This is a genomic window from Caballeronia sp. LjRoot34 (assembly GCF_964253815.1).
Classification (GTDB): Bacteria; Pseudomonadota; Gammaproteobacteria; order Burkholderiales; family Burkholderiaceae; genus Caballeronia.
The window spans coordinates 1,731,235-1,744,369 of the sequence record NZ_CAXUSB020000002.1 but is presented as its reverse complement, the minus strand read 5'-3'; the positions used below and the strand labels follow the sequence as shown (position 1 = coordinate 1,744,369).

At 60.3% G+C, this 13,135-nt stretch carries 13 protein-coding genes; all 13 read left to right on the top strand.

The genetic code is table 11. The features are described 5' to 3' along the window. Window positions 1-1,051: 1,051 nt before the first annotated feature. On the top strand, window positions 1,052-2,464 hold the full coding sequence (locus tag ACSQ36_RS27380; RefSeq protein WP_436184957.1) for an MFS transporter: 1,413 nt from the start codon (window positions 1,052-1,054) through the stop codon (window positions 2,462-2,464). Window positions 2,465-2,506: 42 nt separating this feature from the next. Further along, a complete protein-coding gene (locus ACSQ36_RS27375; RefSeq protein ID WP_436184393.1) occupies window positions 2,507-3,304 on the top strand; it encodes an N-acyl homoserine lactonase family protein in 798 nt (265 codons plus the stop codon). Between the two features lie 41 nt (window positions 3,305-3,345). Continuing rightward, entirely contained in the window at window positions 3,346-3,672 is a 327-nt protein-coding gene (locus tag ACSQ36_RS27370) for an NIPSNAP family protein (protein ID WP_436184392.1), read from the top strand. A 124-nt stretch (window positions 3,673-3,796) separates the two neighbouring features. Next, window positions 3,797-4,681: an NAD(P)-dependent oxidoreductase gene (locus tag ACSQ36_RS27365; protein ID WP_436184391.1), complete on the top strand. Its 885-nt coding sequence runs from the start codon at window positions 3,797-3,799 to the stop codon at window positions 4,679-4,681. Between the two features lie 23 nt (window positions 4,682-4,704). Then, the gene (locus tag ACSQ36_RS27360) at window positions 4,705-6,135 is read left to right on the top strand and encodes an aldehyde dehydrogenase family protein (RefSeq protein ID WP_213765363.1); all 1,431 of its coding nucleotides are present in this window, start codon (window positions 4,705-4,707) and stop codon (window positions 6,133-6,135) included. A 39-nt stretch (window positions 6,136-6,174) separates the two neighbouring features. Further along, window positions 6,175-6,570 carry a carboxymuconolactone decarboxylase family protein gene (locus ACSQ36_RS27355; protein ID WP_213765362.1) on the top strand — a complete coding sequence of 132 codons (396 nt, stop codon included), beginning with the start codon at window positions 6,175-6,177 and terminating at the stop codon, window positions 6,568-6,570. A 74-nt stretch (window positions 6,571-6,644) separates the two neighbouring features. Next, window positions 6,645-7,988, top strand: a complete 1,344-nt coding sequence (locus ACSQ36_RS27350; protein ID WP_213765361.1) for an MFS transporter — start codon at window positions 6,645-6,647, stop codon at window positions 7,986-7,988. Between the two features lie 17 nt (window positions 7,989-8,005). Further along, a complete protein-coding gene (locus tag ACSQ36_RS27345) occupies window positions 8,006-8,923 on the top strand; it encodes an NAD(P)-dependent oxidoreductase (protein WP_436184390.1) in 918 nt (305 codons plus the stop codon). Next, window positions 8,923-9,312: a cupin domain-containing protein gene (locus ACSQ36_RS27340; RefSeq protein WP_436184389.1), complete on the top strand. Its 390-nt coding sequence runs from the start codon at window positions 8,923-8,925 to the stop codon at window positions 9,310-9,312. The genes ACSQ36_RS27345 and ACSQ36_RS27340 overlap by 1 nt, the downstream gene beginning before the upstream one ends. 4 nt (window positions 9,313-9,316) lie before the next feature. Further along, complete coding sequence (locus ACSQ36_RS27335) at window positions 9,317-10,090, top strand: carboxymuconolactone decarboxylase family protein (RefSeq protein WP_436184388.1); 774 nt, start codon at window positions 9,317-9,319, stop codon at window positions 10,088-10,090. A gap of 97 nt (window positions 10,091-10,187) precedes the next feature. Beyond that, window positions 10,188-10,862, top strand: a complete 675-nt coding sequence (locus ACSQ36_RS27330) for a GntR family transcriptional regulator (protein WP_436184387.1) — start codon at window positions 10,188-10,190, stop codon at window positions 10,860-10,862. Window positions 10,863-10,943: 81 nt separating this feature from the next. Then, complete coding sequence (locus tag ACSQ36_RS27325; protein WP_436184386.1) at window positions 10,944-11,723, top strand: 3-hydroxybutyrate dehydrogenase; 780 nt, start codon at window positions 10,944-10,946, stop codon at window positions 11,721-11,723. Between the two features lie 34 nt (window positions 11,724-11,757). Beyond that, window positions 11,758-13,101 (top strand): MmgE/PrpD family protein, encoded by a 1,344-nt coding sequence (locus tag ACSQ36_RS27320; protein ID WP_436184385.1) that lies wholly within the window; start codon window positions 11,758-11,760, stop codon window positions 13,099-13,101. The last annotated feature ends 34 nt before the right edge of the window (window positions 13,102-13,135 follow it).

Below are 13,135 nucleotides of genomic sequence, written 5' to 3'. Positions count from 1 at the left end.
TCGGATATTCTCTTTATCACTATTAGCCACTGTGCGTGGCGGCACGTCATTTCTTTGTCCAAAGCGACAAAGAAACGAAGCAAAGAAAACGCTTTCAACCACGCTACCCTAAGTGTCCACAGCGTGCAGTTTTGATTCATAGGTGCCCCAAAAGCACGGTGCTCGCCAGAGCCACGGATGTGTGAACCCCTCCTTCTCCGAACACCGATACCCACACGCTTCGCCACCAGTGATTGAACCTGCCCAAGGGGCACCCCGCGCTATCCGCGGACGACCACCCACCAATTGTACGCATGACGAACCATGTCGGTAACCCACCAAGAAACGGGGCCGCGCGGATGTATGAGGTCTTAGCCGGCGAAAAGAATTGTGCATGCTGCGCAATAGCCCACCAAACATGAAGCCGTAAGTATGCGTTCGGCCGTATAGCCCACCAAAAAAAACAGTGCACGCTTGGCCAACGCTCCAAGAAACGCGGCAGCGAATACGCGTGAGGCCGTGCGGGTTCCTCGGCAATTCGTGCTTGCCCGAGAGCGTACGGGGCGAAGCGTGTTCGTGTCAGGATTCGCGAGAAGGAGGGGTTCACACATCCGTGGCTCTGGCGAGCACCGTGCTTTTGGGGCACCCATGAATGAAAACTGCACGCTGTGGACACTTAGGGTAGCGTGGTTTAAAAGCGTTTTCTTTGCTTCGTTTCTTTGTCGCTTTGGACAAAGAAATGACGTGCCGCCACGCACAGTGGCTAACAGTGATAAAGAGAAAATCCAACTCTCGCAGACCACTAACGCTGAAAGCAGCAACCCGGCATAGACCCAGAATCGCTAACCCCAGAACCTAGCAACCCGGCATAGACTCCGACCACCACCCCTGCAACCCACCCCCGACCAAGCGCGGCCCCACCCCCGACCAAGCGCGGCCCCACCCCCGCCCAAGCGCAGCCCCCACCCCTGATCATATTCTTGACGGATTGTATGATAGACATATAATAAGTTAAAAACCCGAATCCAAAAAAGTGGGCTGCTCCGCAGCAAACCCCAGGAGACAAACGTTGATGCTAGCCGAAGCCAGTATTGGATATCGTCTCGACCGATTGCCGCTCTCGCGCTTTCACTGGCGGCTGCTCGGCCTCGTTGCCGCTGGCATGTTCTTCGATTCGTTCGACATCTACATCGCCGGCTCGGTGCTCGCCGCGATGATCCACAGCGGCGAATCAACACTGCAACTCAACGCAGGTTTCGTCTCCGCAACCTTCATCGGCATGATGGCAGGCGCCTGGCTGTCGGGCCTGCTCGGCGACCGTTTCGGACGGCGCTTCTCCTACCAGTTCAACCTCGGCGTGTACGGCTTTGCATCGATCGCCGCAGCTTTGTCGCCGAATATCTACTGGCTTATCTTCTTCAGACTGGTAATGGGCCTTGGCATGGGCGCGGAGATCGTGGTGGGCTACGGCACGCTCAGCGAATTCATACCAGCCACATGGCGCGGACGCTTCGGCACTATTCTGAACCTGATCATCAATACGTCGCTGTTCTTCTCCACGTTCATCGGATGGCTGATCATTCCCCATTACGGCTGGCGGTGGATGTTCGCCATTGCAGGCGTCGGCGCACTGATCGTCTGGTTCCTGCGCAAGTCGATGATGGAGTCGCCGCGCTGGCTGGCATCGCGTGGACGCACCACGGAAGCCGAGGAGATCGTGACACGGATCGAGACCGCTTGCGGGGTGAGCGCGGGCTCACCGGACTATCCGCACGTGTCCGTGGACCTTCTTTCGCGTGACACCGCGCCCGAGACGCCGGCGCGTCTGGCCGATCTCTTTTCACGCCGGCTGATCAAACGCACGATCACCGGCATCACCGTGCTGATCGGACTGTTCACGGTCAATTACGCATTCGTCAGCTGGATTCCGACCTTCCTGGTGAAACAGGGACATAGCGTCTCCAACTCGCTGGGCCTGACCACATTGATGTTCGCGGGCGGCCCGTTGGGCTCGCTGATCGCCTTCGGACTCGCCGAACGCCTGGGCAGGAAGTGGGGCATTGTCGCGTTCTCCCTGATCGGAATCGCATTCGCCGTTGCATATCCGTTCGCGCAAACGCAGACGATGATCACGGCCTGCGGCTTTGCAATAACCGCGTGCATCTACGTGCTGTCGTCATTCAGCGTGGCGAGCTATGTGCCCGAACTCTTCCCCACGGAAGTCCGCTTGCGCGGCTCGGGGCTGTGCAACACGATCGGCCGCGGCTTCAACATCCTGGTTCCCTATCTCGTCGCCATGGCGTTTGCATCGTTCGGCATAGTCGGCGTGGTGTCCATGATTGCCGGCACCTTGCTGCTGCAAGCGGTGATCGTGGCGGCCATTGGCCCGGAAACCAAGAATCGTTCGCTCGAAGAGATTGCGGGGGCAGCGACAGTCGAAACCCCGCCCGAAGCGGACACGAGCCCGGCCAGCGCGCTCAAATAGCCTCCGTTCGAAAGCCATCCGCAAAGAAAGGAATCCCCGCTCATGTCAACGCCTGAAAACTATCGCATCTTCGCCGTGAAGTACGCGCACCACGCGCGCCGTTCCACCGAGAACTTCATTGGCGGCGATCCGCACGACGTCCCCATGCCACTCGATTATTTCGTATGGGCGGTCGTTGGCGAGTCCCGCACATTCATCGTGGATACGGGGTTCGACACCAGCATGGCGCAACAGCGCGGACGCACCATCACCAACCCGGTTGAAGCCGGTCTGAAACGGATTGGCATCAGGCCGGAATCGGTAGACGACGTCATCCTCACGCACATGCACTACGACCACGCGGGCAACCGTGCGCTCTTTCCGAAGGCGCGTTATCACGTGCAGGACAAGGAGATGGCTTATTGCACGGGTCGCTGCATGTGTCATCACGCACTGAGTCATCCATTCGAACCGGAAGACGTCAAGGCGATGGTCGGCCGGGTGTTCGAGGGTCGCGTGGAGTTTCACGACGGCGATTCGCAACTCACGCCCGGCTTGAGCGTGCACTGGGTCGGCGGTCATTCAAACGGCCTGCAGGTGGTACGCGTTCACACGGAGCGCGGCTGGGTCGTGCTCGCCTCCGACGCCTCTCATTTCTACGCAAACATACGCGAAAACCGGCCGTACCCGATCGTCTATAACGTTGGCGACATGCTGGAGGGTTTCAAGACCGTCATGCACCTGGCGGACTCGCCCGATCATGTCGTGCCGGGTCACGATCCCGAAGTACTCAAGGTCTATGCACCGCATGACCGCGAAACCGAAGGCTGGATCGCACGCCTGGATGTGGCGCCGCGTTGAATAGCCCTCACTCTGATTCTTACCTGACGGAGAGCAAGACCATGATTGTAGAGATGCGCGTTTATCACTGCCTGCCGGGCCGTCTGCCGGCGCTTCAGGAACGGTTCAGCACCACGACGCTGGGCTTTTTCGAAAAATATGGCATCGAACAGATCGGCTTCTGGACCACGCTGATCGGGCCCAGCAATCATGCGCTTACCTACCTGCTGAAGTGGCAAAGCCTCGCCGAACGTGAGACCAAGTGGAACGCATTCCAGGCCGACGCGGACTGGATCGCCAGGCGCGCGGCGAGCGAGGCGGAGAAGATGATCGTCGAGCGAATCGAGAACGTGTTTCTCACGCCCACGGCTTTCTCGGCATTGAAGTGAGGCAGGGAAAACCCGGATTAATTGTCTATCGACTGATTGTCATACAATCGTATAGACTTATTCCATGGACGCGGCGGGGATCGCCGCTCGTCGGATTTGAGCTTTAGTCACGAAGGCAGGACAGATGATGCGACCGCAACGAATTGGTTTTATCGGACTGGGAATGATGGGCACGCCCATGGTGCAGTGTCTGGCGAAGGCCGGCTTTGAACTCTTTCTCGCCGATGCTGACGTGTCCCGTGCCGATGCGCTGGCGAAGGAAGTTGGCGCGGCGCGGCTGGATGCCGGCAACGCCGCATCGCTCGATGCACTGATCACCATGCTGCCGAATTCGGCAATCGTGGAGAGCGTGCTGCTCGATGGCGACGCGAAGGCGTGGGCGCGTCTCCTGCCCAAAGGCGCGGTTGTAATCGACATGAGTTCATCGGAGCCGGAGCGCTCGCGCAAGCTGGGCGCGACGCTGGAGAAGATGGGACTCGACTATCTCGATGCGCCCGTTTCCGGCGGTGTGAAGAAGGCGAAGGAGGGCACGCTCGCGATCCTCGCCGGTGGCGACGCAGCCGTGCTGGACACTTGCCGGCCGGTGCTCGAGGCCATGGGCAAGAGCGTGCTGCATATCGGCACGGCAGGCTCGGGACACGCAGCTAAGGCGCTGAACAATTACGTCTCGGCGGCCGGATTGATGGCGACGGTGGAGGCGCTGCATATTGCAGAGCGTTTCGGGATTGACCCGGCTTCCATGACAGACGTGTTGAATGCATCGACGGGACGCAGCAATACCTCGGAAAACAAGGTCAAGCAGTTCATGTTGTCGGGCTCCTATGCATCCGGTTTTGCGTTGCAGTTGATGAACAAGGACCTGAAAATCGCACGCGCATTGTCCGAAGCAGTGGGCTATCCGATGAAGCTCGGCATGACATGCACGTCGGTTTGGGACGAGGTGTCGCAACGTTCGACGCCCGTCACGGATCACACCGAGATGTATCGGCTGCTGGTGAACGACGAATGAACCCGCAAACGGAGAGGACGAACATGTCTCGTGCGGCTCAGTTTTATATCGATGGACAATGGACTGATCCGGTCTCGCCGGCCTGGTTCGACCTGATCGATCCGGCAACTGAAAGCAGGATCGATCGGCTGGCGTTGGGCAATGCGGTCGATGTTGATCGTGCAGTCGCTGCCGCTCGTAAAGCATTTGCCGCTTACTCGGCAACGTCGGTGCAAGAGCGTATCGACTTGCTCAGGCGGATCGTTCAGGTCTATGAGCGGCGATACGATGAATTCGCCGAAGCAATGCGCATCGAGATGGGCTCACCGATCGCGTTTGCGCGGAAAGGTCAGGCAGCGCGCGGTCCCGCGCATCTGAATGCATTGATCGGCGTGCTGGAGAATTTTGAGTTCGAGGAACAGCGCGGCACCACGCGCGTGCGTCTCGAACCCATAGGTGTTTGCGGACTCATCACGCCCTGGAACTGGCCGATCAACCAGATCGTGGTGAAGATCGCGCCTGCACTGGCTGCAGGTTGCACGATGGTGCTCAAGCCGAGCGAATACTCGCCGCTGAGCGCGCTGTTGTTCGCCGAAGTCGCGCATGAAGCCGGGGTTCCTCCGGGCGTGCTCAACGTGGTGAATGGCGACGGACCGGGGGTGGGCGCAGCGATCGCGTCGCATCCGGATATCGACATGGTGTCGTTCACCGGCTCGACACGCGCCGGAATTCTGGTCGCAAAGATGGCGGCGGAGACGGTCAAGCGTGTGGCGCAGGAGCTCGGTGGCAAGTCCGCGAACATCCTGCTCGATGACGTGAACCTGGACGATGCCGTCACGCGCGGCGTGGCCGCGTGCTTCACCAATTCCGGACAATCCTGTTCGATCCCCACCCGCATGCTCGTGCCGCGTCACATGATGAACGACGCAGCACAGATCGCGAAAGCCGCGGCATCGGGCTATAGCGTGGGTGCAACGGACAGCGAGACCACGCAGCTCGGACCGCTTGTCAACCGCAACCAGTTCGAGCGCGTGCAGGTGCTGATCCAGAAGGGTATTGACGAAGGCGCGCGGCTCGTTACCGGAGGAACGGGGCGGCCGGACGGGTTATCGAAGGGGTACTACGTCAAACCGACAATCTTCGCGGACGTCACGCCCGACATGACCATTGCGCGCGAGGAGATCTTCGGACCGGTGTTGTCCATCATGGGTTATGACACCGAGGACGAAGCGGTCAGGATTGCTAATGGAACGGAGTACGGTTTGGCGGCGTATGTCCAGTCCGGCGATATTGAACGCGCCCGGAAAATCGGCCGCCAGCTCCGCGCGGGCGGCGTTCACCTGAACTATCCCGCAGCCGACTTTAACGCGCCCTTCGGTGGCTACAAGCGCTCGGGAAATGGCCGCGAATGGGGCGAAGCGGGCCTGCGCGAATACCTTGAGATCAAGGCGATGGTCGGCTACGGTCACGCCTGACGCACCCGGAAATGACGTAACACCAGAGGATGACAAGCAATGGAAAATAACGCACTGTTTGACAAGGGCTTCGAGAACCGCAAGGAAGTGCTCGGCGCACCGCATGTCGAGAAGTCCTGGGCGAACGCGGACGACTTCAACCGGCCGATGCAAAAGCTCGTCACTGAATACGCATGGGGCGAGATCTGGGGCGATCCGACCTTGACGTTCAAGACCCGGAGCATGCTCAACATCGGCATGCTGACCGCCATGAGCCAGCATCACGAGCTGTCCGTGCACGTGAAAGGCGCGCTCAAGAACGGCGTCACGAAGGAGGAGATTCGCGCGGTGCTGATGCAGGCCGCCGTGTACTGCGGCGCACCCCTCGCGCTCGCGGCCTTCCGGGTCGCGACCGATGCGATCAAGGCCTACGAAGCCGACGCCGCCAAAGGCTGAGGTCCGGCATTCCCGGGGGCCAACGTTCAATAAGCATCCGCGAGCGATGCAACACGACATCAATGGAGACGAGCATGGAAGCAGTCACGACACACGGCGCAGCAAGGGCGGCTACCGGGCAGTCCGTCGATGAGAAACGCAGGAACGCCATCAAGGGCGCGTTCTTCTCCGAATTCATCGACATGTTCGACATTTACCTGCCGGTCGTCGTGCTCGCCCCGGTGCTGTTCTTCTTCCAGCCGCCGCATCTCGCGCCCGGCATGGAGGCAATCCTCGCTTCCCTCGTTTTCATCACCACCTTGTTGGGCCGCCCGATTGGCGCGCTGCTGTTCGGCATGGTCGCGGACCGGGTAGGGCGTCGCCGGGCGTCGATTCTCTCGGTCTCCGGATTTGGCGTCGTCACGTTGCTGATCGCGCTGCTGCCGGGCTATGAAACGCTTGGCATCGGCTCCTACTGGCTGCTCGTGATCCTGCGGTTTATCGACGGTATTTTCCTCGGCGGTGGCTACACGGGTGCGATGCCGCTTGCCATCGAATACTCGAAGAAGGAGCAGCGCGGCTTCGTCGGCGGACTGATCATTGCCGGTTTCCCCGCGGCCTACGTGACGATCAACCTGGTTGCCATGGTGATGTTCGCCGTGTTTCCGCTCAACGGCCTGCATTCGCCGTATGTGCAGTGGGGCTGGCGCATTCCGTTCGTCATTGGCTCGGTATTGGCGGGCGTTCTCGCGCTGTACTACGTTCATAAAGTCTCGGAGTCGGAGATCTGGGAGAGCGAGACCGGCGAAAAGAAGCCGGAGAAACTGCCGCTTTCCGATCTGCTTCGCGGCAAGAGCGGACGCAACCTGCTGCAGGTCCTGCTGATGATGTCGGGCTTCTGGCTCACGCAGAACATCATTACGATCTTCATGCCGACGGGGCTGCTTGTGCACACGCTGCACCTGTCCGGTTTCCAGATGTCGCTTACGTTGCTGCTGTCCTATTTCGTGCTGTTTTTCAGCTATATCGGCTCGGGCATGCTCGGCCAGAAAATCGGGCGGCGCACGTTTTTCGTGGTGGTGGGTCCGCTGATCGCGACTGTGGGCGCCGTCATTCTCTATGTGCTTTCCAATGTGGACGGCCTGTCTTTGCCGGTCATCATGCTGCTGGTCATGCTGCTCTCGGTGCTGGTCACTTCGCCATGGGGCGTGATCGTGACTTACATCAACGAGCGGTTCGTCACCGATGTTCGCGCCACTGGTTTTGGCGTGGGCTTCAGCCTCTCGGTGATCATCCCGTCGTTTTATGCGTTTTATATGAACTGGCTGGGTGCGTTCATGCCGTTGCGGCTCACGCCAGTGGTCCTGCTGTGCATTGGCGGCGTGATTGGGACGGTCGGCGCGCTGATGGGACCGGAAACGAAGCACGTCGACTTTTGAACTTACGGTAGAGACTCATGAATACACAACGCATTGGCTTCATCGGTTTGGGCAACATGGGCGGCCGCATGACTCGCCGTCTGGTCGGGGCGGGCATTGAAGTGCTGGGCTTCGATACCGCCCCCGAACGCGCTTTGGCAGCTGGCGCACGGGCGGCGACGTCGATCGCGGAAGTGACCCGGTTCGCCGACGTCGTGCTGCTGTCGCTGCCGGATAGCAAAGTGGTTGAAGCGGTGGTGGAGGGACCGGACGGCATTCTCGCCTCGTGCCGCGAAGGACAGACCGTGGTCGACCTGAGCACGGCCGCTGCAAGCTCTACTATTCGACTTAACGCGCTGTTCAAGCAGCGTGGCGTGCAGTACATCGATGCCGGTATTTCCGGTGGCGCCGCTGCAGCGGAGAAGGGCACGCTCACGCTGATGGTTGGCGGCGACGCCGCCGCGATCGAAGCAATCCAGTGGGTCTTCAAGCCGATCGCCACCAAGACAATCACCATGGGCGAGAGCGGCGCGGGCCATACGACCAAGCTGCTCAACAACTTCCTGAACGCGGTGAGTTTGTCGGCGACCGCCGAGGTGATGGTCGCGGGCAAGAAGGCGGGGCTCGATCTCCATCGTTTGCTCGACGTCCTCAACAGCAGCAGCGGCGTGAACTTCGCCACTCAGAACCGCTTTCCGAAGATTGTTGATGGTGACTACCTGGAGGGCGGTTTGACCAGCAGGCTAATGACGAAGGACGTCGTGCTTTATATCGACCGCGTGCGCGAGCTGGGCGTGTCCTCGCTGAATTCGTCGGGTCCGCTGGCGAGTTTCGGGCTGGCCACCGCGCTGGGTTACGGCGACGTGATCAGCAACCGAGTAGTCGATGCGATCGGCGACGTGTCGGGCGGCGTACGTCTCAAGGATGCCAAAAATTCTTCAACAGGAGAACAGTAATGAAAGTGTTTCGCGGCAGGGCCGAAGGTGCGGTATCGGAGCAACGCTCGGCTACGTTCAGCGGCGTCGTGTGGGCAGATTCGATCATGCCGACGACCGACAAAGTCACCATCGCGAACGTATTCTTCTCGCCGGGCGCGCGTACCTTCTGGCACACGCATGAGCAGGGGCAGATCCTGCAGGTGACATCGGGCAGCGGGTTCGTGTGCGTCGATGGCGGTGAGCCGCAGGCGATCCGCACAGGCGACGTGGTGTGGATCCCCGCTAATGAGCGTCATTGGCACGGCGCAGGACGCAACAGCTACATGGTTCATACGGCGACCTCGCTCGGGAAGACGATCTGGGAAGAAGAGGTTGCCGAAGCGGTGTACCAGAACGCGGTGGGCTGACGTCATGACCGTTCCCCTGACACAGCGGCAGCAGCAAGCGAAGGATGCCTTCATGCAGGTGCACGGCACATGGAGCGATGGCTGGGAGAGCCTGTTGCGCCTCGACGCCAGCTTCTTCGAGGCTTACGTGGCGTTCTCGGCTGTGCCGTCGAAGAAGAATCATCTTGAGGACAAGGTGAAAGCGTTTGTCGCGATTACCGCCTGCGCGGCTGCGACTCACCTTTACGCGCCGGGCGTGGCGCAGCACGTGCGCGCGGCACTTCGCGCGGGTGCAACGCGTGCGGAATTGGTCGAAGTGATCCAGCTCGCGAGCACCGTGGGTATCCACGCTGCGAACGTGGGCGTCCCCGTGCTGATCGAAGTGCTCGAAGAAGAGGGCAAACGCCAGGGTCCGGCGCCGCTCGATGCCCGCCGTGCCGCGCTGAAGGAAAGCTTCATCGAGAATCGCGGGTATTGGCATTCATCGTGGGAAGGTTTCCTCGAACTCGATCCTGATCTGTTTGAAACCTACGTGGCATTTTCTTCCGTGCCGTGGCGTGAGGGCGTACTGGAACCCAAGGTCAAGGAGTTCATGTACTGCGCATTCGATGCCGCCGCGACACACCTCTACGTGCCGGGCCTGAAACTTCACATGCGCAACGCACTTCGTTACGGCGCGACGGCCGAGGAGATCATGGAAGTGCTGGAAATTGTAAGCACCATCGGCATACACGGCGCCGTACTGACCGCGCCGATCCTTGAAGCTGCTTTGGATGAGTTCGAACACAACAACGCGTAGGTAACGTCCGACCGCGCAAAGTCTTGCGTAATGGCGGTTTCAGTTGGGACTTCGAGTATCATGGCTCACTGGTAAATCGTCCGACGGGAATACAATCATGCCATCCGATATGGATTTGATACGACCGGAAACATTACGGCATCAGGTCGAGACTGTCCTTCGCCAGGCCATCATGTCCGGGCGTTTTGCACCGGGCGCGCGTCTGGTGGAACGCGAGTTGTGCGAGACACTTGGTGTGAGCCGCACGTCGATTCGGGAAGCATTGCGCAGGCTCGAAGCCGAGAAGCTGGTTTGCAGCGTGCCGCACAAAGGACCTATGGTCGCGGTCATTTCTAAGAGCGAAGCGTCGGAGTTGTATGCCATACGCGGTCTCCTTGAAGGGTTTGCGGCGGGTGAGTTTGCGCGGATAGCGAGCGATGCCGCGATCGTGCAGTTTGGTGAAGCGGTGAAGGCGCTGAAGGTGAAGGCCATGACGGGCGACCAGGCCGGCGTGCTGGCAGCGAAGACGGATCTGTATGACGTGTTGCTCGACAATTGCGGCAACGCTCTGGTGAAAGAAATCCTGACCAGTCTTTATTCGCGGGTGAACCTGCTCCGCGCGACGTCGCTGATGCACCCCGACCGGCTGCCGTCGAGTCTCAAGGAAATCGACAAGCTGTTCAAGGCGCTGAAGGCGCGAGATGCGCAGGCGGCCGAGGCCGCCGCGCGCTTGCATGTGGCGAATGCAGAGAAGGCGGCCAGGCGGATGCTGGAGGAAACCGCGAGCGCCTAGGCGTTTGCCCGGGCGTTCGCGCCCGGGTCGTCGTCGCAAAGCTCAGGCGGGAAGGTTCTCATTTGATTAGGATTACTTTTTATGAAAGGAAAGTCCGCACTGGTCACCGGGTCGTCAAATGGGCTCGGATTTGCGATGGCTGAAGGTCTCGCCCGTTCGGGTTGTAACGTCGTTCTGCATGGGCTTGAAGCGCCGGAGAGCGTACGCGATTCCATAGCCCGGATCGAGCAGGATTACGGCGTCAAGGCTACCTATGTTCAAGCGGACCTGACCGATCCTCACGCTGTCTCGACCCTGATGGACACGGCGTGCGAACGTATGGGCGGTATCGATATATTGATCAATAACGCAGTTGTCCGGCACTTTGCGTCGATCGAGGATTTTCCCGCGGACCGATGGAACCAAGCGCTGGCAGTCAACCTGACGGCCGCGTTTCAAGCTATTCAGCTGGTCCTGCCCGGCATGCGTGCACGTGGCTGGGGTCGAATTTTCAACATGACGTCGGTGTATGGGTCGCGCGCCACGCCGAACCGTGTGGACTATGTGACGACCAAGACAGCGCTGCTCGGGTTGACGCGCGCGGTGGCAGTCGAGACGGTTCATCAGGGTATTACGTGCAATGCGATCTGCCCGGGCACCGTGAAAACGCCGAATATCGAAAGCAGGATTGCGCAGTTGATGGAGGAGAAAGGGCTTGGCCATAGTGACGCTGTGAAGCAGTTCCTCGCCGGCAAGCAACCCACCGGCGAATTCGTCAGCGCGTCACATGTAGCAGAACTGGTCGTGTTCCTTTGTTCAGACGCGGGCAGTCAGATAACAGGGGCCATGATGCCGATGGAAGGCGGCTGGCTCGCCGGCTGAACGCCCCGTCTCGGTACGGAGGGAGGAGACATTCATGAAAGACATCACGCGTACGCTGGCCTCGTTCGTCGCGCAGACGCAGTGGGAAGACGTTCCGCCGAAGGTGCGCCACGAGGCGAAGCGCGCGCTGGTGAATTACTTCGCAGTGGCGCTTGCGGGGTGCTCGGACCCGGGCATCAGTAAAGCCGTGAACGTGTACGGCCGTTTCAGTTCGGGGCATGAAGCGGGGCTCGTCGGACGCGGGGAGAAGACCGACATCCTGAATGCGGCCGCGCTGAACGCGATGAGCGCGAACGTCTTCGATTTCGACGATACCCACTTGCTCACCATCATTCACCCTACTGCGCCGGTGGCCGCGCCGTTGTTCGCGCTCGCTCAGGAGTCACTGCTGAGCGGCCGGCAATGGTTGCTGGCGTTCGTACTCGGCGTGGAAATCGAGTGCCGGTTGGGCAATGCGGTGTCGCCGGGGCATTATCAGCGAGGCTGGCACATCACCTCCACCTGCGGTGTGTTCGGCGCGGCGGCGGCCATTGCGAAAGTCCTGAATCTGGACGCTGCGAAAATCGGCTGGGCCTTTGGCCATGCATCGGCGCAATCGTCCGGGCTGGTTGAAACGCTGGGCAGCATGTCGAAGAGCATCAGCGTGGGCAATGCCGCCCGTAACGGCCTGCTCTCGGCGCTGCTCGCGCAAGAGGGGTTGGCCGGACCCGAGCGGCCTATCGAAGGCGAGCGCGGTTTCCTGCGCGTGCTGAGCGAAGCCACCGACGCCAGCGTGGACGCAGCATTCGCCACAATCGGCCGCGAATGGGCGCTCTTATCGAATACGTACAAGCCTTACCCGTGCGGCGTCGTGCTTAATCCGGTGATTGAGGCGTGCCTGGGGTTATCGGCGAGACCGGACTTCTCTTTCGCCGATGTCGAGCGCGTCACGCTGAGAGGTCACCCGCTGCTGCGCGCACGAACCGACCGGCCGAACATCACGCTTGGCCGCGAAGCCCAGGTCAGCGCGCAACACAGCGTCGCGGTCGCGCTTGCCCGAGGTCGCGCAGGTCTCGCTGAATTTACCGATGCCGCTGTAGCTGATCCACTGTTGCGGGCCTTCGCCAGCCGTCTGGATTTCGTCGATGACCCCGCGTATTCCGTCGAAGCAGCGCAGGTGACGCTCACGTTGCGCTCGGGCGAGACGATGTCGCGCCGTATCGATGCAGCGCGCGGCAGCCTGCAAGCACCGCTCGCGGACACTGACCTGGAAAACAAGCTCAAGGAGCTAGCTGAATACGGCGGCTCTGGTTGCAAGCCGAACCCATTGATCGACGCCCTATGGTCGCTGGAAAGCGCACCTGATTCGTCCTTGCCCATGCAACTCGCCTGTTTGTAAGTCTATAAGCGCGCATGTGGCAAGTACACCATTC